Here is a 19,840-nt window from a genome sequence, read left to right as displayed (position 1 = left end):
ATATCGGCTCGTTTCCCGAAGGTCACAAGCCGATGCCCGAAGGTTTGTAGCACAGGGTTGGCTACATGAATGTCAGTGCTGTTTCAGTTTGTCTTTATGTTTATTCAGCTGGCGGGCCAGTTTATCAACCAGTCCGTCAATCGCTGCGTACATATCCTGATGTTCCGAGGTGGCATGTAACTCGCCTCCATTCACATGCAAAGTCGCTTCCGCTACTTTTTGCACCTTTTCCACGCTCAACACCACATACACCTGATTAATCCTGTCGAAATACTGCTCAAGCTTGGCCAGCTTCGACGTGATGAATTCTCTCAGGGGATCCGTGATCTCAATGTGATGTCCGGTAATGTTGAGCTGCATAATGTCTTCCTTCTCTGTTGAGGTCAAACTAACTGTTTACGTTGGTTTGAGGGCGGGATGGACAAAGACTCTCGGTATTTGGCGACGGTTCGTCGTGCAACCATAATTCCCTGATCGGAAAGCAGGGTTGCTAACTTACTGTCACTGAGCGGTTTTACAGGATTCTCCGCTGCGATTAATTTCTTCACCAGCGCCCGGATGGCGGTTGACGATGCCTCGCCGCCGCTGTCTGTACTGACATGGCTGGAGAAGAAATATTTCAGTTCGAAAATGCCACGCGGGCTGTGCAGGAACTTCTGCGTCGTCACACGTGAAATCGTCGATTCGTGCATTTCTACGGCGCTGGCGATATCGGCCAGCACCATAGGTTTCATAAATTCTTCACCCAGTTCAAAGAACGCCTGTTGCTGCTCAACAATGCAGCGCGTGACTTTCAACAGCGTGTCGTTACGGCTTTCCAGACTTTTGATTAACCATTTGGCTTCCTGCAGATTACTGCGGATAAATTGCCCGTCGCTGTCGCTGCGCGCGGAATTGCCCATCGCGGCATACTGCTGGTTAATCTTCAGACGCGGAATGCTGTCGGAATTGAGTTCGACCGTCCAGACACCTGAAACTTTGCGCACCAGCACATCCGGGATCACGTATTCGGATTCACCGGTATTGATCGACTGGCCCGGACGCGGATCAAGAGACTGGATCAGGAGCATCGCTCCTTTCAGTGTATCTTCTTTTAACCGGGTTGATCGCATAAGTGCGCGGAAATCATGGTTCGCCAGCAAATCCAGATGTTCGCTGATGATAAGACGGGCTTCGGTGATGAAGGGGGTATCAGTCGCATACTGAGAAAGCTGGATCAGCAGGCAATCGCGCAAGTCGCGCGCGGCCACGCCAACCGGGTCAAAGCGTTGAACGCGTTTGAGCACGGCTTCCACTTCATCCATCGTGACGTCTTCATCCCCGATGCTTTCCAGAATGTCGTCAAGAGAAACAGTGAGGTAACCGGTGTCATCGACCGCATCGACAATAGACGTCGCAATGGCCGCATCAGTATCAGAAAACGGCGTCAGCTCGACCTGCCACATCAGGTAATCCTGAAGTGTTTGTGTGGTTTCGCCCTGATAAATAGGCAGCTCGTCGTCGCTGTAATCGTTACCGGTGCCTGAAGGCGTGCCTGCGGTATAGATTTCATCCCAGGTCGCATCCAGTGGCAACTCTTCGGGCATGTCTTTTTGCTCGAGCGCTTCGCGGGTATCTAACCCTTCGCTGTCGGTGGCTTCTACTGAGTCGATTTCTTCATGGAGGTCTGTTTGTTCCAGCAGAGGGTTGCTCTCCAGCGCGAGTTGGATCTCCTGTTGGAGCTCGAGCGTGGACAATTGCAACAGGCGGATGGCCTGTTGTAACTGTGGAGTCATTGCCAGTTGTTGGCTGAGTCTGAGTTGCAAACCTTGCTTCATATCTTGGCTTTATTTCCGTTGATGAGTGAATACAGCAACACTTCTGTCAGAGACGGCCTGTTTCAGTTTAAGGCGAAACAGGCACGGTTCCGGCGGCACAGATCACAGACGGAATTCTTCACCAAGATAAACACGTTTAACTAGTTCATCAGCAAGAATATCGGCTGGCGTGCCGTGGGCGATCAACTTGCCCTGACTGACGATATAAGCGCGTTCACACACGTCGAGCGTTTCGCGAACGTTATGGTCGGTGATCAATACGCCGAGGCCGCTGTCACGCAAATGCTCAATGATTTTTTTGATGTCGATAACTGAAATCGGGTCAACACCTGCGAACGGTTCATCCAGCAGGATGAATTTAGGGTTCGCCGCCAGCGCACGGGCGATTTCAACACGACGACGTTCACCACCGGACAGTGACTGACCGAGGTTATCGCGCAAATGAGAAATATGGAACTCTTCCATCAGTTCATTGGCGCGGTCGTTACGCTGTTCTTTGTTCAGATCGTCGCGGATCTGCAACACGGCCATCAGGTTATCAAACACGCTGAGGCGGCGGAAAATGGAGGCTTCCTGAGGAAGATAGCCAATACCTCGACGGGCGCGGGTATGCAATGGCAACAGGCTGATATCTTCATCATCGACGATGATACGGCCCGCATCACGCTGCACAATGCCGACAACCATGTAAAACGTTGTGGTTTTACCGGCACCGTTTGGCCCCAACAACCCGACGATTTCACCGGAATTTACCATCAGGCTGACATCTTCAACGACCTTGCGGCCCTTGTAGGCTTTTGCCAGATTCTCTGCGATTAATTTAGCCATAAAAATCAGTTACTCTTTTTGGTCGGCTGGCCCGCCGCTGCAGGTGTTTTCTGTTGCAGCTGCGAAGGAACCAGAACGGTCGTCACACGGTTGCCTTTATCACTGAAGGCTTCCATTTGCTGTTTCTGTACCAGATAGGTAATACGGTCACCTTTCACGTTGCTGTCGAGCTGTTCAAGGTAAGCGTTGCCGGTCAGGGTCACCAGATCGTTTTCCACTTCATAACGGACTTTCTGCGCGTGGCCTTTTACCGGCTTGCCGTTGTCCTGCATCTGATAAAACGTTACCGGATTACCGTAACCTTCAACCACTTCTTTGCCCGAAACGCCTTGCGGGCGAATAACGACAACTTTGTCCGCTTTAACCTGGATCGTGCCCTGGTTGACGACCACGTTACCGGTGAAGGTGGCGGTATTGGTATTCACGTCCAGAGCCTGATTGGCCGAATCAATGGTGATCGGTTTGGTCGTGTCATCTTTTAAAGCGAATGCCGGTACGCTGACGGCTAACAATGAGCTGACGATCAGGAGATTACGGATTTTATTTTTTGCTTTGAATTTCATAAGAGGTCGTTACCTTTTCGATCAGCTCTGCTGTTTTATCACGCAGATTACCACGCATTTTCATGCCGTTAGATGTAAAACCTGTGCCATAAAGCGTTACTTCATCGTCTGAGGCAACGTCCTGTGTCGTCAGGTTAACCCGTGCATTGTCCGTTTTGATTCTTTGCAACTGTGAAGTGTCAGGCGTCAGGCTGTCTGCCTGCACATGCCCGTAAAGATAGAGCATTTTATCCTGAGTCAGCTTGGCCTTGTCAGAATGCAGCACCCAAGTAGGGACTTTATTCTTGTCGTACATGGTCGCTACCGGATTGGTAAACCATGTCACCTGATCAGTGGTGTAATATTTCACCTGATCGGAAACCAGTTTATACGTCAGGCTGCCCAGCGGATCGTACACCATCGTGACGGTGTGGGAGCTCTGATAGGTCGGATCCTGATCGTTGACTGCCGGCTGGACATTATCGCTGTTGTCAGACATTGATAAGCCAAGCAGCACCAGAACGATGGCTGTCAGCGCCAGAATAATCCAAAGTCTTGTTTTACTCATATCGAGAGCCCTTTGGCGTCCTCCAGCTTACCCTGTGCCAGTAAAATCAAATCGCACAATTCGCGTACTGCACCACGTCCGCCGGCGATGCGCGTGACATAATGCGCTTTCGGCAACAGGATGGGATGCGCGTCCTGAACAGCGACTGAAAGACCGACTTCAGCCATCACTGGCCAGTCAATCAGGTCATCACCGATGTAGGCCACTTCGTCGGCCCGCAAAGACAGTGTATCTAACAGTTCGCGGAAGGCCAAAAGCTTATCCGATTGTCCCTGATACAAGTGGCGTATACCGAGGGTTTTAGCGCGATCTTCCAGTAATTTCGCATTGCGGCCTGTAATAATCGCCACCTCAATGTCAGAAGTCAGCAGGCAGCGGATACCATAACCGTCGCGAACGTTAAAACTTTTCAGCTCTTCTCCCTGATTTCCCATGTAGATCAAGCCATCAGACATCACGCCATCTACATCGCAAATCAGCAGGCGGATAGCTTTCGCCCGTTCAAGCACTTGCGTGCTGACCGGACCGTAGCACGTCTCCACCAGGGCTGCGCTATTACTCATTCAGGGATTTCCTCAATTAAACTACGCCAGCGCGCAGCATGTCGTGCATATGTAACACACCCAGCAACTGGTCACCATCAGCAACCATCACGCAGGTTATGTTTTTTTCCTGCATTAAATTCAGCGCATCCACCGCCAGAAGAGAAGGGCGGACGCGAATACCGCCGGTCGTCATGACGTCAGCAATCAAAGCGTCGTTAATGTTAACGCCCATATCGAAAATGCGGCGTAAATCACCATCGGTAAAGATACCTTCGATTCGCATCAGGTCGTTGCAGATAACCGTCATACCGAGATTCTTACGGGTGATTTCCAGCAAGGCGTCGCGCAAAGTCGCGTCGCGGCTGACATGCGGAATTTCATCACCGGTGTGCATAATATCGCTCACGCGCAGCAGAAGCTTGCGACCCAGTGCCCCGCCCGGATGGGAAAGGGCGAAATCTTCTGGTGTGAAACCGCGGGCTTCCAGCAGGGCCACCGCCAGCGCGTCGCCCATGACCAGTACCGCCGTGGTGCTGCTGGTCGGTGCCAGACCCAGCGGACAGGCTTCTTTCGGCACTTTTACGCAAAGGTGCACATCGGCAGCTTTACCCATGGTGCTTTCCGGGTTAGACGTCATGCAGATAAGCGTGATATCCAGGCGTTTGAGTACCGGGATCAACCCGAGAATTTCATGAGCCTCGCCGGAATTGGATATCAGGATCACAACGTCCTGTTTCGACACCATGCCCAGATCACCGTGGCTGGCTTCGCCCGGATGGACAAAGAAAGCGGGGGTGCCGGTGCTGGCAAACGTCGCGGCCATCTTGCGGCCAATGTGGCCGGATTTACCCATACCCATAACGACGACTTTGCCATTGCAGGCGAAGATTTTTTCGCACGCACGGGTAAAATCTCCGTTAATGTATTGATCTAACTGCTCAAGTCCTTCACGTTCTGTTTTAAGCACATCACGCCCGACGGCCTGAAAATCAAAGTCGGAGGCAAAGGTAACGTTAGCCATAGTCAGTTCCTGCCAAAGTTCAGAAGGCAATGCTGTCCGGTAACAGGAACAGCACTGCCATATAGGCGATAAATCCACACAGTAATAGTGCGCCGGCGAGATGACCGATACGGTGTTTACGCATCAGGCACAACCCGGAAAGCACGATACTGACCGCCAGCATGACCCAGTAATCGCGATGAAACGCATCCGGGTTGAACGAGCCTGGCGCAACAAGCGCGGGTAATCCCAGCACCAGACAGGTATTAAAAATGTTCGCACCAATGATATTGCCCAGTGCGATATCATCTTCGCCTTTAATGGCACCGGCGATAAACGTCGCAAGTTCCGGCAGGCTGGTGCCGATAGCGATAACCGTCAGGCCAATCACCAGCTCGCTGACGCCAAAGTAACGGGCAATCACTGTACTGTTGTCGACAATCATACCCGACGCCAGCGGCATGATGATAAATCCCAGTGCCAGCCACAGAAATGCTACGGTGTTGCTGCTGTCCTGGGGAAGTTCGGACATCTGCTCGTACGTCAGCGTATCCAGCCCTTCTTTTTCGGCCGCACGGGCGATTTTTATCACCAGCATCATAAACACGGCGGCACTGGCCAGCAGCAGAACACCGTCAAAGCGGCTGAGTTCCCCGTCACTTAGCACAAAACCACAGAGTGCTGTGACCAGTAACAATAATGGGAGTTCGCGGCGTAATATATCAGAACGAACGGAAAGTGGATGAATCAGGGCTGCACCGCCCAAAATCAGAAGAATATTAATGATATTCGAACCAATTGCGTTTCCGACGGCCAAATCCATCTGATCATTGATGGCGGCTGTGGTAGAAACCACCAGTTCCGGGAGTGATATTCCGACGCCGACGACGGTCATGCCAATCACCAGCGGAGGTATGCCTATTGAGCGTGCCAACACTGCGGCTCCGTACACCAGACGATCGGCGGCGTAAACTAACAGTAACAAGCCGACAATCATCAGTACGATAGCGAGAAGCATGAAACATCCTTTATTGGGTATAATGCGAGGTTCGTTGCCTTTGCAGGCAGGCGATTCCTTCGTCAACATGAGCTAAGGCGACATTTTCTCTGAAAACAAGGCCAGCAGGTTCCTGTATGTTAGACGATGAAGGCTTTTAATTTAAAATGGTAATTCATCGATTTTGACCGTCTGTGGCGGAAAAGTAAATCGATGGCAACTTTGGTAACGAAAGCGCGGTAAGTTTTTGTAAAAATACCAAAGTTATACGACACCCCATCAGGGTCAGACGTATTCTTAGCGAAAGCATTCCGAAGGGATAAACTGAATGAGTCAAAGCGAATCGAATCTGGTTGAGATCAAGGGCATGAGTTTCGTGCGCGGCGATCGTCCCATTTTCGAAGAGATCAATATGACCGTGCCACGAGGCAAAGTCACCGCCATCATGGGGCCTTCGGGGATCGGTAAAACCACCTTGCTGCGCCTGATCGGCGGGCAACTCACACCGGACAGCGGGGAAATCTGGTTCGACGGAGATAACATTCCGACACTGTCACGCCGTAAGCTGTACGAATCCCGCAAGAAAATGAGCATGTTGTTTCAATCCGGTGCATTGTTTACTGACCTGACTGTGTTCGAGAATGTGGCGTTCCCGTTGCGTGAGCACAGTAAATTACCGGAAGAACTGCTGCGCAGCACTGTGACCATGAAACTCGAAGCGGTAGGTTTACGCGGTGCCGGTGACCTGATGCCTGCTGAGTTGTCGGGTGGGATGGCGCGTCGTGTAGCGCTGGCGCGATCTATCGCGCTTGATCCGGAACTCATCATGTTCGATGAGCCTTTTGTAGGTCAGGATCCCATCACGATGGGCGTGCTGGTGAAGCTTATCGATGAACTTAACCATGCGCTGGGCGTAACCTGTATCGTTGTTTCTCATGACGTACCTGAGGTACTCAGTATCGCGGATTATGCGTATATTGTGGCGGCGCAGCATGTCATTGCTGAAGGTACACCCGAAGAATTGCAAAATAACCCTGATCCGCGAGTTCGCCAGTTCCTCGACGGTATTGCCGACGGACCGGTGCCTTTCCGTTTCCCGGCCGGTGATTACAAAACCGAGCTGCTCGGATGATGGAGTTCTCTATTCATGTACCTTGTTTTGAAAATAAATAGGGCTTTAGCCTCAGTCGGGCGCCGCGGAATAAATACCTGCGCGTCTTTTGGTCGTGCCGGTCTGATGCTCTTTCGGGCGTTGGTCGGTAAGCCGCAATTTGCCAAACAATGGCCGCTGCTGATCAAGCAGCTCTACAGCGTTGGCGTGCTCTCCCTGCTGATCATCCTTGTTTCCGGCCTGTTTATCGGCATGGTGCTGGGCTTGCAGGGATACCTGATTTTAACCACCTACAGTGCTGAGGCCAGCCTCGGCATGATGGTTGCGCTTTCCCTGCTACGTGAGCTAGGCCCTGTGGTGACTGCATTACTGTTTGCCGGTCGTGCGGGCTCTGCGCTGACCGCTGAACTGGGTCTGATGAAAGCCACCGAGCAAATCTCCAGTCTGGAAATGATGGCTATCGATCCGCTGCGCCGCGTTGTGGCACCGCGTTTCTGGGCCGGTCTGATTTCCATGCCTCTGCTGACGGCGATTTTTGTTGCGGTCGGGATCTGGGGCGGCTCGCTGGTCGGCGTGGACTGGAAAGGGATCGACAGCGGATTCTTCTGGTCAGCGATGCAAACTTCCGTAGACTGGCGGACTGACCTGCTTAACTGCCTGATTAAAAGCCTTGTTTTCGCTATCACTGTGACCTGGATTGCGTTGTTCAATGGCTATGATGCGATACCGACGTCCGAAGGGATCAGCCGGGCAACGACACGTACTGTGGTGCATTCGTCACTGGCGGTGCTGGGATTGGATTTTGTGCTGACAGCACTGATGTTTGGAAACTAGACCATGCAAACGAAAAAGAGTGAAATCTGGGTAGGCGCATTTTTGATCATCGCACTGATTGCGGTGTTATTCCTGTGTCTGAAAGTGGCCGACATCCGTTCTATCGGCTCAGATCCGACGTACCGTATTTCTGCGGACTTCGACAATATCGGCGGCCTGAAAAGTGGTTCTCCGGTCAAAGTCGGCGGCGTGGTGATTGGGCGTGTCAGCAGTATATCGCTTGATAAAAACTATTCTCCACGCGTGGAAATGGACATTGACCAGAAGTACAACCAGATCCCGAGCACCAGCACGCTGGCTATCCGCACTTCGGGTTTACTGGGGGAGCAATTCCTGGCGCTGAACATTGGTTTTGAAGACCCTGACATGGGAACGACTATCCTTAAAAACGGTGGCGTCATTCAGGACACCAAATCGGCGCTGGTTCTCGAAGACCTGATTGGCCAGTTCCTTTATAAGAGCGGCGACGGTAAAGCGGATCCGGATGCAGGGTCTGCGACTGCAGCACCCGCGGGCGATTCTGCCCCTGCGCCTGACGCTAACACTGCTCCGCAACCGGCTGCTCATTAAGAACTTGTAACTACGGATTCTCCATCAAAGAGGAAATGATTATGTTTAAACGTTTAGTGATCGCCGCACTGCTGGTGGTTATGGCTCCGCTGGCGAATGCTGCGGTTGATAAAACCAACCCTTACAGCGTAATGAATGAAGCGGCGAACAAAACCTTCACCCGCCTCAAAACCGAACAGCCGAAAATCAAGCAGGATCCTAACTACCTGCGCCAGATCGTTCGTGAAGAACTGCTGCCGTACGTGCAGATTAAATATGCCGGTGCGCTGGTGTTAGGTCGCTACTATCAACAGGCGACTCCTGCGCAGCGTGATGCGTATTTCGCAGCGTTCTCTGAATACCTGCAACAGGCCTATGGCCAGGCGCTGGCCATGTACAACGGTCAGAGCTATACCGTGCAGCCGGAACAGTCTTACGCAGATAAAGACATCATTGCTATCCGCGTGACCATTACCGATCCGAACGGTCGTCCGCCAGTGCGTCTGGATTTCCAGTGGCGTAAAAACAGCCGTACCGGTGAATGGCAGGCTTACGATATGATCGCAGAAGGCGTCAGCATGATTTCGACCAAGCAAAATGAATGGGCGGATATCCTGCGTCAAAAAGGGATTGATGGTCTGACTGCACGTCTGAAACAAGCGGCTGCAGAACCGATTACTCTGGACAAAAAATGAGTGAAGCACTGCGCTGGGTATCGCAGCCGCCGCGACTGACGTTGCACGGTGAACTGGATCGCGAAACGCTGGTCCCTCTGTGGGATGCGCGCAAAAAGCTGATGTCCGGGATTACCTGTCTGGATGTGTCCGGGCTGGAGCGTGTGGATTCTTCCGGTCTGGCGCTGTTAGTGCATTTGCGTGAAGAAGCCAGCCAGCAGGGCGTTACTCTGACAATTGCCGGTATCACCGACAGGCTGAATACTCTGATTGCGCTCTACAATTTGCAGGACATCATTCCGGCTGCCTGAGCAAATAAGCCAGCAGTTCCGGTAAGTTAGGCGGCTGAATACGTTCCGCTGCCCGACTCTCTCCAAAGCCCCTGTGCGAAACTCTTGCTCAGGGGCTTTTTCGTGGTTTAAGAATTGCGCCGATCCCTATAAGATATCGGGCTGTTATGATTCTTTAGAAGAATAGATCCCCTATGGAAACGAATGAAATTAAAGACGTGCTGATGAACGCATTGGCACTGGACGAAGCCCACATTACTGGCGATGGCAGCCATTTTCAGGCCATTGTCGTTGGTGCGATGTTTGATGGCATGAGCCGCGTGAAAAAACAGCAGACCGTTTACGCCCCGCTGATGGAATACATCGCCGACAACCGAATCCACGCACTGTCTATCAAGGCTTATACCCCTGAAGAATGGGCGCGTGACCGTAAACTGAGCGGTTTATAAGACTGCCGGAGTTCCGGCAGCTTCCTCATATCTGACCTGTCGTTTAAATGAATAGAGAGCAGTCATAATGGATAAATTTCGTGTACAGGGTGGGACTCGTCTGAGTGGCGAAGTCACTATCTCTGGTGCAAAAAATGCAGCACTTCCTATTTTGTTTGCCGCACTGCTTGCTGAAGAACCCGTTGAACTCCAGAACGTTCCTCACCTGAAAGATATCGATACCACCATCAAACTGCTGAGCCAGCTGGGCACCAAAATCGAACGTAACGGTTCGGTCTTTGTGGATGCCAGCGCGGTGAACGAGTTCTGTGCGCCATACGATCTGGTGAAAACCATGCGTGCCTCCATCTGGGCGCTGGGCCCGCTGGTGGCGCGTTTTGGCCGCGGCGAAGTTTCCCTGCCGGGCGGCTGTGCTATCGGCGCACGTCCTGTTGACCTGCACATCACCGGTCTGGAGCAGCTGGGCGCGACTATCGTGCTTGAAGAAGGCTACGTGAAGGCGTCCGTAGACGGTCGTCTGAAAGGCGCGCACATCGTGATGGATAAAGTCAGCGTTGGCGCGACAGTCACCATCATGAGCGCAGCGACCCTGGCCGAAGGCACCACCATAATTGAAAACGCCGCGCGTGAGCCGGAAATTGTCGATACTGCCAATTTCCTGAATACACTGGGCGCGAAAATTACTGGCGCAGGCACTGATAAAATCACCATCGAAGGCGTAGCACGTCTGGGTGGCGGTGTTTATCGTGTGGTTCCTGACCGTATCGAAACTGGGACTTTCCTGGTGGCTGCGGCGATTTCTGGTGGCAAAATTGTCTGCCGTGAAGCGCGTCCAGATACGCTGGATGCCGTTCTGGCAAAACTGCGTGAAGCCGGTGCAGAAATCGAAGTGGGCGAAGACTGGATCAGTCTCGACATGCATGGCAAACGTGCTAAAGCGGTGACGTTCCGCACTGCGCCGCATCCGGGCTTCCCGACTGACATGCAGGCACAGTTCAGCCTGCTGAACCTGGTGGCTGAAGGTACCGGTGTTATCACCGAAACTATCTTTGAAAACCGTTTCATGCATATTCCTGAGCTGATCCGTATGGGCGCTCACGCTGAAATCGAAGGCAGCACTCTGATTTGTCATGGCGTTGAAAAACTGTCTGGCGCTCAGGTGATGGCGACTGATCTGCGTGCTTCCGCCAGTCTGGTTCTTGCCGGTTGTATCGCAGAAGGCGTAACCGTGGTTGACCGTATTTATCACATCGATCGTGGCTATGAGCGCATCGAAGATAAATTGCGCCAGCTGGGTGCAAAAATCGAGCGTTTTAAAGGCGAGTAATTCCTGCGCCTGACGCAATAAAAAAGCCGGAAGGGGAGACCTTTCCGGCTTTTTTTTGTTTTTTGTTCAACGGTTATCAGTGATCAGGATATTCCTGCACGGTGACCTGCAAGGTCAGTTGCTGACCATCACGGATGATTTTAACCGGAATAACCGTACCAGGGCGAACTTCTGCCACCTGGTCCATTGTCTCAATCGCGGACACGGCCGGTTTATTATTCACGTTAACAATCACATCCCGCACCTGCATACCGGCATTCGCCGCCGGACCGTTCGGAGTAACTTCGTTAACCACAATCCCCTGAATGCGATCCAGTCCGCTATTCGGCCCGTGCAGAGGAGAAACCTCGCGGCCGCTGATGCCGATATAACCGCGAATGACGCGACCATCACGGATAAGCTTGCCCATCACTTTTGTCGCCAGCGCTGTCGGGATCGCAAAGCCAATACCTTCCGGCGTCGCGCCGTCATTACTCTGGTCAAACGACAGCGTGTTAATTCCCATCAGCTCACCCAGTGAGTTCACCAGCGCACCGCCGGAGTTACCCTGGTTGATAGAGGCGTCCGTTTGCAGGAAGTTCTGGCGACCGGACGGGCTCAGGCCAATACGGCCGGTGGCGCTGATAATACCCTGTGTGACGGTTTGCCCGAGATTATACGGGTTACCAATCGCCATCACGACATCACCCACGTGCGGAGTGCGGTGTGAATTAATCGGGATCACTGGCAAATTCCCGGCGTTAATTTTGAGAACGGCCAGGTCAGTCAGGCTGTCAGAACCGACCAGTAACGCTTCAAATACACGGCCATCTTGTAATGCCACGATAATCTGGTCAGCATTATTAATCACGTGTTTGTTGGTCAGGATGTAGCCGTTGTCATTCATGATTACACCGGAACCCAGCGTGCGAATGGCCAGTTCGTTTTGAGAACTGTTGCCCATGTTGCGGTTATAGACGTTCACGACGGCAGGCGCGGCGTGACGGACGCCTGAGTTATAGCTGACAGGCTCTTCGCTGGTTTGGGTGAAATTGCGTTCGAACAGCGGGTCTGTGATGTTTTTACGCAGCATAGGTACCGCCGCCAGCAAAATGCCGGCAACAATCAGGCCGATAACAGCGGATCTCAATAACTTAACAAACATGGGTGTATAGGACGCGAGATGAAAAGTGCCTGAAGAATAGCATGACTTAATCGGACGCAGCAGCATCTGCGTCCGATTTTCAACCCTTTACGGCATGAATAAGTAGATATTTTGCCCTTTACGCACAATGCTCAGCGCAATCAGGTCAGGTTTACTTTCCAGAATTTTGCGGAAGGCGGCCAGATTTTCGAGCGGTTCACGGTTTACACCGATGATTACGTCATCTTTTTCCAGACCTATCTGGTCGGCTGGTGTGCCTTTTTTCACGTCATCGACATGCACGCCTTTGGCGTTTTTATCCGTTGGATCACTGAGCGTCACTCCCTGCAATGCAGGATTGAGTTTCTCAATGCTGACTTCCACGGCCGGGCTCTTATCCAGCGTGACGTTGACGGTCATCGGTTTGCCGTCGCGCAGCAAACCAATCTGCATAGTGACGCCTGGACCGGCGGTGCCGACTTTTGCGCGTAATTCTGCAAAGCTGTTCAGCTTTTTACCCTGAAGGGTGACCAGCACGTCACCTGATTTAATCCCGGCTTTTGCCGCCGCTGAATCAGGCAGCACTTCGTTGACGAAAGCGCCGCGCTGGCTGTCGAGTTTAAAGGCCTGTGCCAGTTCCGGCGTCATTTCACTGCCACGGATCCCCAGCAGGCCACGCTTCACTTCGCCGAATTCAATCAGCTGGTGGCTGAGATTCTTCGCCATATTCACCGGAATAGCGAAGCCGATACCGACGCTGCCACCCTGAGAAGAAATAATGGCGGTGTTGATACCAATCAGTTCGCCTTTCAGATCGAGCAAAGCACCGCCGGAGTTGCCGCGGTTAATCGACGCATCAGTCTGAATAAAGTTTTCCAGCCCTTCAAGATTGAGGCCGCTGCGACCGAGGGCGGAAACAATGCCGGACGTCACGGTCTGGCCTAGCCCGAACGGGTTGCCCACGGCGACCGCAAAATCGCCCACGCGCAGATTATCTGAATCGGCCATGGTGATTTGTGTGAGGTTCTTAGCATCGATCAGCTGGATGACGGCGATGTCAGACTGGTCGTCTTTGCCGATGAGTTTGGCTTTATATTCGCGACCATCGTTGAGCTGTATGCTGATTTTATCGGCGTTATTCACCACGTGATTGTTGGTGAGCACGTACCCCTTAGCTGCGTCAATGATTACGCCCGAGCCGAGCCCTTCAAAAGGCTGCGGTCCCGGATTAGGCTCCGGATCTTGCTGACCAAAGAAGAATTTATATTCCGGTGGCACATCCGCGCTTGGCGGCTGCGTGCCGGAAACCTGAACGCCCACGACGGCTGGCAGAACTTTCTCCAGCATAGGCGCCAGACTTGGCAACGGTTGTCCCTGAACTTGTGTCGGTAAAGCAGCATTCGCCATAGGCGCAGAAGCGAAAGTTAATCCAAGGCTAACAGCTAACACACTGAGCAAAAATGACTTTTTCTTCATCACGATAACTCTCTCGCTTTCTGTAAGGGACGTCAGTTAGGGACAATAGAACGATGATTTACTGCAAGGGAGGGTCTTGAAAACGGCACATGCGCGGAACATGTGCCGTAAATACACCTGCACAACGATTGTCATGCAGGTCAGGAGCGTCTGTTATTTACGAACCGGACGCTCGCCGCGCAGCAGACCCGATGCGCCATCAGAATAATCACGTGGCATCTGTACCGGCACCTGATCGTTATCGGCTTCAGAACCGGTCAGGCGATAGTTGAACGGATTATCCTGCTCTGGCATATCAGGCAGCAGATTATTGGAGCTCTTGGCCATATGCTGATAAAGCTGACGGTAATCTGTCGCCATGTTATCAAGCAACTCTGCGCTGCGGGCAAAATGCCCCACCAGCTCCTGACGATATTCGTCGAGTTCGGCTTTGCTTTTCTCCAGTTCGTTTTTCATGACTTGTTGATCACGTAATTTACGATTACCAAAGCGCATCGCTACCGCACCAATCGCGATACCGACCACTAATCCAATGAGTGCATACTCCCAGGTCATAATGACTCCTATTTTGACTTCGTTGTCCCGCAGGGCTTTTTCACGTAACTTTTATGACTTAACTTTTTTACACAATGGTTTTAACGTAATTGTCACACGCATTCGTCATGCAATAGCTCCACTATAACCGTTAACCTTGTCAGAGTGGAATCCTGCCGGGAAAATCGCTGCCGTCTGATGGTTTTTTCGCACACAGACAGCCGGGAAAAGCGGCGAATCCACCCCAAAAAAGCGGCGAAACGACGTGAAAAACTTAAAATTTTTTTCTCAGGGACGTTAACTATGATGCAACCCAAATCTCCACTTTTCGTTTATCAGAGTGCCGTTGATGCTGGCGAGTTCCAGCCGGACGCGGTTCAGAAGCAGGCTGTGGCCCAGCTCGATGCTATCTATCAGGCATTATCTTCCCGCCCAATGGCGGAACCTCCGGCCAGCCGCGGTGGCTTGCTCGGACGTCTTTTTGGCAAAAGTGCGCCAAAAACCACACAACGTCCTGTTCAGGGCTTATATATGTGGGGCGGAGTAGGGCGCGGTAAAACCTGGCTAATGGATTTGTTTTTCGACAGTCTGCCGGGTGAGCGCAAGCTTCGTCTGCACTTTCACCGCTTTATGCTGCGTGTTCACGAAGAACTGACTGAACTTCAGGGACAGGAAGATCCGCTGGAAGTGATCGCCGACCGTTTCAAAGCAGAAACCGATGTACTGTGTTTCGATGAGTTTTTTGTCTCGGATATCACCGATGCGATGCTGCTGGCGACGTTGTTGCAGGCGCTGTTCGCCCGCGGGATTACGTTGATCGCCACGTCCAACATTCCGCCTGATTCGCTGTACCGGAACGGCCTGCAACGCGCGCGTTTCCTGCCCGCTATCGATCTGATTAAAGAACATTGCGATGTCCTGAATGTGGACGCCGGGATTGACTACCGCCTGCGTACCCTGACTCAGGCCAATCTATGGCTTGATCCGGGAGGCGCGGATACGACGGCGGCCATGCAAAATATGCTGGGAAAACTGACCGGTAATCACAGCGGTGAGGCCGGTACTGAAGCTGTCATGCTGGAAGTGAATCACCGGCCAATGCGGGCGATTGCTGCCGTCGATGGTGTGCTGGCGATAGAATTCCATACGCTTTGTGAAGAGGCGCGCAGCCAGCTCGACTACATTGCGCTTTCAAAAATTTATCACAGCGTGCTGCTGCACAACGTGCCGGTGATGAAAGCGGATAACGAAAATGCCGCGCGACGTTTTCTGGCGCTGGTGGATGAGTTTTATGAGCGCCACGTCAAACTGGTGGTTTCTGCTGAGGCTCCGATGTTTGAGATTTATCAGGGCGAACGGTTGAAATTCGAGTATCAGCGCTGCCTGTCGCGTCTGCAGGAAATGCAAAGTGAGGAATACCTCAAGCGACCGCATCTGCCGTGATTTTTAACTGATTATTTTTTGTTCGGTTCGTGGTATAAGAACACGCAGTACATCCTGCATGGCGAACCCTTCTGCTGTCCTGAAGGAAATCTTCCTTTTCGTCGAAAAAGGGTTCGATCTTTGCAGGAGACTTCTCTATAATCTTGCGACCCCACGTTACTACAAAGTTTTTTTCCCGAAACTTTATAAGTGCCAGCATTGGCTATTCGAAGGGGTAGGTTTGCTGGACGATGGTCGTGTGAACCTCAAATACTTATTTTATAAACAAGTAAGCGTTCGGGTGTTCGCCAACGTGTAACTTTAATTGGGTAAGCTTTTAATGAAAACTTTTACAGCTAAACCGGAAACCGTACAACGTGACTGGTTCGTAGTTGACGCTACCGGCAAGACCTTAGGTCGCCTGGCCACTGAACTGGCTCGCCGTCTGCGTGGCAAACATAAAGCGGAATACACTCCGCACGTTGATACTGGTGATTACATCATCGTTCTGAACGCAGAAAAAGTTGCTGTAACCGGCAACAAGCGTAACGACAAGATTTATTACCATCACACCGGCCACATCGGTGGTATCAAGCAAGCGACCTTTGAAGAGATGATCGCTCGCCGTCCTGAACGCGTGATCGAGCTCGCGGTTAAAGGCATGTTGCCAAAGGGCCCGTTGGGTCGTGCAATGTACCGTAAAATGAAAGTTTACGCGGGTAACGAGCACACTCATGCGGCGCAACAACCGCAAGTTCTTGACATTTAATTCGGGATTATAGGCAATGGCTGAAAATCAATACTACGGCACTGGTCGCCGCAAAAGCTCCGCCGCTCGTGTTTTCATCAAACCGGGTAGTGGTAACATCGTAATTAACCAGCGTAGCCTGGAACAGTACTTTGGTCGTGAAACTGCCCGCATGGTAGTTCGTCAACCACTGGAACTGGTCGACATGGTTGAGAAATTTGACCTGTACATCACCGTTAAAGGTGGTGGTATCTCCGGTCAAGCTGGTGCTATCCGTCACGGTATTACCCGTGCACTGATGGAATATGACGAAAATCTTCGTGGCGAACTGCGTAAAGCTGGCTTCGTTACTCGTGATGCTCGTCAGGTTGAACGTAAGAAAGTCGGTCTGCGTAAAGCACGTCGTCGTCCTCAGTTCTCCAAACGTTAATTTTCTGCTGCTTTGCAGCTCAGTGCTTCGGCACGAAAATCAGCGTCAAAAACCCGGTGCTTCACCGGGTTTTTTTATGTCTGTTTATCAGCAATCGCAGGATAAATGATCTCCTGACACACAATTCCCCACGAAATCGTCTCACCGTCCCCCACAGCGTGCGTAAAATCTGGTAAACTATCACACACTTTTGTGCCTATTCGCCGAGCAGTTGACGTTGCCGCGCTTCCTGGCTGGGTTCGCCTTGCCGATGGTTGTCTATGAAACTACGGGACAAAAACTGCAGGCTGGCGATAACTCGCTGTAATATTCTAGATAAACTTGGAGGTTTTCATGGCTGTCGCTGCCAACAAACGTTCGGTAATGACGCTGTTTTCCGGCCCGACCGACATTTTTAGCCATCAAGTACGTATCGTACTGGCGGAAAAAGGTGTCAGTGTCGAGATCGAGCAGGTTGAGATGGATCACCTGCCGCAGGATCTTATTGACCTCAACCCTTACCGCACCGTGCCTACGCTGGTTGATCGTGAGCTGACCCTGTTCGAATCCCGCATCATCATGGAATATCTTGATGAGCGTTTCCCGCATCCACCGCTGATGCCGGTTTATCCGGTTGCCCGTGGTGAAAGCCGTCTGATGATGCACCGCATCGAAAACGACTGGTATTCTCTGATGCGTCAAATCGAGCAAGGTTCTGCAACTGAAGCGGATGCTGCGCGTAAGCAACTGCGTGAAGAGCTGCTGGCAATTGCGCCAATCTTCTCGTACATGCCTTACTTCAAAAGCGAAGAGTTCAGCCTGGTCGATTGCTACCTGGCTCCGCTGCTTTGGCGTTTGCCACAGCTGGGCATTGAGCTGTCAGGTGCCGGTTCTAAAGAGCTGAAAGTCTACATGACCCGCGTCTTCGAACGTGATGCTTTCCTGGCTTCCCTGACCGAAGCAGAGCGCGAAATGCGTTTGCATACCCGAGGTTAAGGTATGGAGATGACCGACATGTCTCCGCGTCGACCCTATCTGCTGCGGGCTTTTTATGACTGGTTGCTCGACAACCAGTTAACCCCGCATCTGGTGGTTGACGTGACGATGCCTGGCGTGATGGTGCCGATGGAGTTTGCGCGTGACGGACAAATCGTTCTGAACGTCGCGCCGCGTGCTGTCGGCAATCTCGAACTGGGTAACGATGATGTACGCTTTAACGCCCGTTTTGGTGGCGTACCGCGTAACGTGTTTGTACCGATTGCCGCAGTTCTGGCGATTTATGCCCGTGAAAACGGTGCCGGTACCATGTTCGAACCTGAGCCTGCTTATGAAGCTGAAGGTGCCTTTGACGGTGACCTGAGCGCGGATGAGCCGACAGAGCCGACCATGTCAGTCATTGATGGCGATTTGCCGGATGTGGCTGAAGAAGACCCGGATGATGAGCCGCCGACTCCGCCACGCGGTGGTCGCCCGGCATTGCGCGTTGTGAAGTAACAACCCGCCTCAGCCCGGTTTCACGCTTAAACCCTGCGATGTTCGCGGGGTTTTTTATTGCCCTGAATTCATGCGGCTCTCCTTTCGCCTGTGCAGATTTGCTGTGTTATCATTCAAAAAATCATTCGCACACCTTCCATTAAACAGGGTCTGATCCCGACGCTATGAGCACATTCGACGAACAACCGGCAGATACCAGCGACACCTTCGGGCATGCAATGCGTCGCCGTCCGCTCGCGCGCAAAAAGCTTTCAGAGATGGTGGAAGAGGAGCTGGAGCAGATGATCCGCAGGCGTGAATTCGCCGAAGGAGAGCAACTGCCGTCCGAACGTGAGCTGATGACGTTCTTCAATGTTGGCCGTCCGTCCGTGCGTGAAGCGCTGGCGGCACTCAAACGCAAAGGGCTGGTGCAAATCAGCAACGGTGAGCGCGCCCGCGTATCCCGTCCTTCCGCTGAAACCATCATCAGTGAGTTGTCAGGTGTGGCTACTGATTTTCTGGCGCGTCCGGAAGGGATTGCCCATTTCGAACAGTTGCGTATGTTTTTCGAATCCAGCCTGGTGCGTTACGCCGCCGAGTTTGCCACCGATGAACAGATTGACCGTCTGGGCAAAGCGCTGGAAATGAACAGTCAGTCGCTGGATGACAACGATCTCTTCATCCGTTCCGATATCGAATTCCATCGCGAACTGGCTGAAATTCCTGCCAATCCTATCTTCATGGTCGTGCATGTGGCCTTGCTGGACTGGCTGATTGCGGCGCGTCCTTCCGTCCCTCAGGAAGAACTGCACGCGCATAACAACGTCAGTTATCAACAGCACATCGCAATTTTCAACGCTATCCGGGCGCGTGATCCTGATGCCGCGGATGGGGCGCTGAAAACTCATCTGAAAAGTGTGTTCGCAGCGTATTACGCGGCAAAGCCTAAGCGCGGATCGAAGAAATAATCCGATCTGAACTGAGATCTTCCCTGCATACTTTTTGATCGCCTCTGATCAGCCATAACTATTTCATATGAACGGGATCACATCCTGAACCTTCAGTTGTATTGTGTTTGTTTTTTGGTCTGGTATAACAGGTATAAAGGTATATCGAATTTCCTC

24 protein-coding genes are annotated in these 19,840 nt (G+C 52.1%); 13 read left to right on the top strand and 11 right to left on the bottom strand.

What is annotated here, in order from left to right:
* Positions 1–72 precede the first annotated feature (72 nt).
* The 8 genes from hpf to J1784_RS12960 all read right to left on the bottom strand — a co-directional run bounded on the left by hpf (position 73) and on the right by J1784_RS12960 (position 6,318).
* Positions 73–360 carry a ribosome hibernation promoting factor gene (hpf, locus tag J1784_RS12995; protein WP_013577259.1) on the bottom strand — a complete coding sequence of 96 codons (288 nt, stop codon included), beginning with the start codon at positions 358–360 and terminating at the stop codon, positions 73–75.
* A 23-nt stretch (positions 361–383) separates the two neighbouring features.
* On the bottom strand, positions 384–1,817 hold the full coding sequence (rpoN, locus tag J1784_RS12990) for an RNA polymerase factor sigma-54 (RefSeq protein WP_217149571.1): 1,434 nt from the start codon (positions 1,815–1,817) through the stop codon (positions 384–386).
* Between the two features lie 102 nt (positions 1,818–1,919).
* Positions 1,920–2,645 (bottom strand): LPS export ABC transporter ATP-binding protein, encoded by a 726-nt coding sequence (gene lptB, locus J1784_RS12985; protein ID WP_217149570.1) that lies wholly within the window; start codon positions 2,643–2,645, stop codon positions 1,920–1,922.
* Positions 2,646–2,650: 5 nt separating this feature from the next.
* Positions 2,651–3,208, bottom strand: a complete 558-nt coding sequence (gene lptA, locus J1784_RS12980; protein ID WP_112288369.1) for a lipopolysaccharide ABC transporter substrate-binding protein LptA — start codon at positions 3,206–3,208, stop codon at positions 2,651–2,653.
* Entirely contained in the window at positions 3,186–3,755 is a 570-nt protein-coding gene (lptC, locus tag J1784_RS12975) for an LPS export ABC transporter periplasmic protein LptC (protein WP_217149569.1), read from the bottom strand. The genes lptA and lptC overlap by 23 nt, the downstream gene beginning before the upstream one ends.
* Entirely contained in the window at positions 3,752–4,318 is a 567-nt protein-coding gene (kdsC, locus tag J1784_RS12970; RefSeq protein WP_120508358.1) for a 3-deoxy-manno-octulosonate-8-phosphatase KdsC, read from the bottom strand. Before kdsC ends, lptC begins: the two co-directional genes overlap by 4 nt.
* A gap of 16 nt (positions 4,319–4,334) precedes the next feature.
* Positions 4,335–5,321, bottom strand: a complete 987-nt coding sequence (kdsD, locus tag J1784_RS12965; RefSeq protein ID WP_217149568.1) for an arabinose-5-phosphate isomerase KdsD — start codon at positions 5,319–5,321, stop codon at positions 4,335–4,337.
* Positions 5,322–5,340: 19 nt separating this feature from the next.
* A complete protein-coding gene (locus J1784_RS12960) occupies positions 5,341–6,318 on the bottom strand; it encodes a calcium/sodium antiporter (RefSeq protein WP_112288373.1) in 978 nt (325 codons plus the stop codon).
* 307 nt (positions 6,319–6,625) lie between these two features.
* On the opposite strand from J1784_RS12960, the gene mlaF reads away from it, so the two are divergent.
* The 7 genes from mlaF (at position 6,626) to murA (ending at position 11,531) form a co-directional block, all read left to right on the top strand.
* Positions 6,626–7,429 carry a phospholipid ABC transporter ATP-binding protein MlaF gene (gene mlaF / locus J1784_RS12955; RefSeq protein ID WP_217149567.1) on the top strand — a complete coding sequence of 268 codons (804 nt, stop codon included), beginning with the start codon at positions 6,626–6,628 and terminating at the stop codon, positions 7,427–7,429.
* A gap of 15 nt (positions 7,430–7,444) precedes the next feature.
* Positions 7,445–8,242, top strand: a complete 798-nt coding sequence (gene mlaE / locus J1784_RS12950) for a lipid asymmetry maintenance ABC transporter permease subunit MlaE (RefSeq protein WP_112288375.1) — start codon at positions 7,445–7,447, stop codon at positions 8,240–8,242.
* A 3-nt stretch (positions 8,243–8,245) separates the two neighbouring features.
* Positions 8,246–8,812, top strand: coding sequence for an outer membrane lipid asymmetry maintenance protein MlaD (gene mlaD / locus J1784_RS12945; RefSeq protein WP_120162159.1), 567 nt, complete (start codon positions 8,246–8,248; stop codon positions 8,810–8,812).
* Positions 8,813–8,853: 41 nt separating this feature from the next.
* Positions 8,854–9,486, top strand: coding sequence for a phospholipid-binding protein MlaC (mlaC, locus tag J1784_RS12940; protein ID WP_217149566.1), 633 nt, complete (start codon positions 8,854–8,856; stop codon positions 9,484–9,486).
* A complete protein-coding gene (gene mlaB / locus J1784_RS12935) occupies positions 9,483–9,776 on the top strand; it encodes a lipid asymmetry maintenance protein MlaB (RefSeq protein WP_217149565.1) in 294 nt (97 codons plus the stop codon). Before mlaC ends, mlaB begins: the two co-directional genes overlap by 4 nt.
* 173 nt (positions 9,777–9,949) lie before the next feature.
* Positions 9,950–10,204 carry a BolA family iron metabolism protein IbaG gene (gene ibaG / locus J1784_RS12930; protein WP_120131592.1) on the top strand — a complete coding sequence of 85 codons (255 nt, stop codon included), beginning with the start codon at positions 9,950–9,952 and terminating at the stop codon, positions 10,202–10,204.
* Between the two features lie 67 nt (positions 10,205–10,271).
* Positions 10,272–11,531, top strand: coding sequence for a UDP-N-acetylglucosamine 1-carboxyvinyltransferase (gene murA, locus J1784_RS12925; protein WP_217149564.1), 1,260 nt, complete (start codon positions 10,272–10,274; stop codon positions 11,529–11,531).
* 76 nt (positions 11,532–11,607) lie between these two features.
* Here the strand turns inward: murA and degS are convergent, their stop codons facing one another.
* From degS to zapG, 3 genes are all read right to left on the bottom strand, one after another.
* Positions 11,608–12,675 carry an outer membrane-stress sensor serine endopeptidase DegS gene (degS, locus tag J1784_RS12920; protein WP_112288380.1) on the bottom strand — a complete coding sequence of 356 codons (1,068 nt, stop codon included), beginning with the start codon at positions 12,673–12,675 and terminating at the stop codon, positions 11,608–11,610.
* Between the two features lie 87 nt (positions 12,676–12,762).
* A complete protein-coding gene (gene degQ, locus J1784_RS12915) occupies positions 12,763–14,130 on the bottom strand; it encodes a serine endoprotease DegQ (RefSeq protein WP_217149675.1) in 1,368 nt (455 codons plus the stop codon).
* Between the two features lie 153 nt (positions 14,131–14,283).
* Entirely contained in the window at positions 14,284–14,685 is a 402-nt protein-coding gene (gene zapG, locus J1784_RS12910) for a Z-ring associated protein ZapG (RefSeq protein ID WP_013577242.1), read from the bottom strand.
* Positions 14,686–14,970: 285 nt separating this feature from the next.
* Between zapG and zapE the strand changes: the two genes are divergently transcribed.
* The 6 genes from zapE to J1784_RS12880 all read left to right on the top strand — a co-directional run bounded on the left by zapE (position 14,971) and on the right by J1784_RS12880 (position 19,684).
* Positions 14,971–16,107 (top strand): cell division protein ZapE, encoded by a 1,137-nt coding sequence (gene zapE, locus J1784_RS12905; protein WP_217149674.1) that lies wholly within the window; start codon positions 14,971–14,973, stop codon positions 16,105–16,107.
* A gap of 319 nt (positions 16,108–16,426) precedes the next feature.
* Positions 16,427–16,855, top strand: a complete 429-nt coding sequence (gene rplM / locus J1784_RS12900; RefSeq protein WP_013577239.1) for a 50S ribosomal protein L13 — start codon at positions 16,427–16,429, stop codon at positions 16,853–16,855.
* A gap of 16 nt (positions 16,856–16,871) precedes the next feature.
* On the top strand, positions 16,872–17,264 hold the full coding sequence (gene rpsI / locus J1784_RS12895; protein WP_013577238.1) for a 30S ribosomal protein S9: 393 nt from the start codon (positions 16,872–16,874) through the stop codon (positions 17,262–17,264).
* Positions 17,265–17,597: 333 nt separating this feature from the next.
* On the top strand, positions 17,598–18,239 hold the full coding sequence (gene sspA, locus J1784_RS12890) for a stringent starvation protein SspA (protein ID WP_120508371.1): 642 nt from the start codon (positions 17,598–17,600) through the stop codon (positions 18,237–18,239).
* A gap of 3 nt (positions 18,240–18,242) precedes the next feature.
* Entirely contained in the window at positions 18,243–18,737 is a 495-nt protein-coding gene (gene sspB, locus J1784_RS12885; protein ID WP_013577236.1) for a ClpXP protease specificity-enhancing factor, read from the top strand.
* Between the two features lie 164 nt (positions 18,738–18,901).
* Positions 18,902–19,684 carry a transcriptional regulator NanR gene (locus J1784_RS12880; protein WP_217149563.1) on the top strand — a complete coding sequence of 261 codons (783 nt, stop codon included), beginning with the start codon at positions 18,902–18,904 and terminating at the stop codon, positions 19,682–19,684.
* Positions 19,685–19,840: the final 156 nt, after the last annotated feature.

Origin of the sequence: Rahnella ecdela, from assembly GCF_019049625.1 — a bacterium.
In the GTDB taxonomy this organism is placed as follows: domain Bacteria; phylum Pseudomonadota; class Gammaproteobacteria; order Enterobacterales; family Enterobacteriaceae; genus Rahnella; species Rahnella ecdela.
This window is presented reverse-complemented; position numbering and strand designations above follow the sequence as displayed.

Excerpts from the sequence above, each read along its gene's own strand:
- ibaG (WP_120131592.1), top strand. The coding sequence starts at position 9,950 with ATGGAAACGAATGAAATTAAAGACGTGCTGATGAACGCATTGGCACTG.
- sspA (WP_120508371.1), top strand. The coding sequence starts at position 17,598 with ATGGCTGTCGCTGCCAACAAACGTTCGGTAATGACGCTGTTTTCCGGC.
- J1784_RS12960 (WP_112288373.1), bottom strand. The coding sequence starts at position 6,318 with ATGCTTCTCGCTATCGTACTGATGATTGTCGGCTTGTTACTGTTAGTT.
- zapG (WP_013577242.1), bottom strand. The coding sequence starts at position 14,685 with ATGACCTGGGAGTATGCACTCATTGGATTAGTGGTCGGTATCGCGATT.
- lptC (WP_217149569.1), bottom strand. The coding sequence starts at position 3,755 with ATGAGTAAAACAAGACTTTGGATTATTCTGGCGCTGACAGCCATCGTT.
- murA (WP_217149564.1), top strand. The coding sequence starts at position 10,272 with ATGGATAAATTTCGTGTACAGGGTGGGACTCGTCTGAGTGGCGAAGTC.
- sspB (WP_013577236.1), top strand. The coding sequence starts at position 18,243 with ATGGAGATGACCGACATGTCTCCGCGTCGACCCTATCTGCTGCGGGCT.
- degQ (WP_217149675.1), bottom strand. The coding sequence starts at position 14,130 with ATGAAGAAAAAGTCATTTTTGCTCAGTGTGTTAGCTGTTAGCCTTGGA.
- lptA (WP_112288369.1), bottom strand. The coding sequence starts at position 3,208 with ATGAAATTCAAAGCAAAAAATAAAATCCGTAATCTCCTGATCGTCAGC.
- J1784_RS12880 (WP_217149563.1), top strand. The coding sequence starts at position 18,902 with ATGAGCACATTCGACGAACAACCGGCAGATACCAGCGACACCTTCGGG.
- rpsI (WP_013577238.1), top strand. The coding sequence starts at position 16,872 with ATGGCTGAAAATCAATACTACGGCACTGGTCGCCGCAAAAGCTCCGCC.
- mlaE (WP_112288375.1), top strand. The coding sequence starts at position 7,445 with ATGTACCTTGTTTTGAAAATAAATAGGGCTTTAGCCTCAGTCGGGCGC.
- rpoN (WP_217149571.1), bottom strand. The coding sequence starts at position 1,817 with ATGAAGCAAGGTTTGCAACTCAGACTCAGCCAACAACTGGCAATGACT.
- hpf (WP_013577259.1), bottom strand. The coding sequence starts at position 360 with ATGCAGCTCAACATTACCGGACATCACATTGAGATCACGGATCCCCTG.
- mlaB (WP_217149565.1), top strand. The coding sequence starts at position 9,483 with ATGAGTGAAGCACTGCGCTGGGTATCGCAGCCGCCGCGACTGACGTTG.
- degS (WP_112288380.1), bottom strand. The coding sequence starts at position 12,675 with ATGTTTGTTAAGTTATTGAGATCCGCTGTTATCGGCCTGATTGTTGCC.
- mlaC (WP_217149566.1), top strand. The coding sequence starts at position 8,854 with ATGTTTAAACGTTTAGTGATCGCCGCACTGCTGGTGGTTATGGCTCCG.
- zapE (WP_217149674.1), top strand. The coding sequence starts at position 14,971 with ATGCAACCCAAATCTCCACTTTTCGTTTATCAGAGTGCCGTTGATGCT.
- kdsC (WP_120508358.1), bottom strand. The coding sequence starts at position 4,318 with ATGAGTAATAGCGCAGCCCTGGTGGAGACGTGCTACGGTCCGGTCAGC.
- mlaF (WP_217149567.1), top strand. The coding sequence starts at position 6,626 with ATGAGTCAAAGCGAATCGAATCTGGTTGAGATCAAGGGCATGAGTTTC.
- rplM (WP_013577239.1), top strand. The coding sequence starts at position 16,427 with ATGAAAACTTTTACAGCTAAACCGGAAACCGTACAACGTGACTGGTTC.
- kdsD (WP_217149568.1), bottom strand. The coding sequence starts at position 5,321 with ATGGCTAACGTTACCTTTGCCTCCGACTTTGATTTTCAGGCCGTCGGG.
- mlaD (WP_120162159.1), top strand. The coding sequence starts at position 8,246 with ATGCAAACGAAAAAGAGTGAAATCTGGGTAGGCGCATTTTTGATCATC.
- lptB (WP_217149570.1), bottom strand. The coding sequence starts at position 2,645 with ATGGCTAAATTAATCGCAGAGAATCTGGCAAAAGCCTACAAGGGCCGC.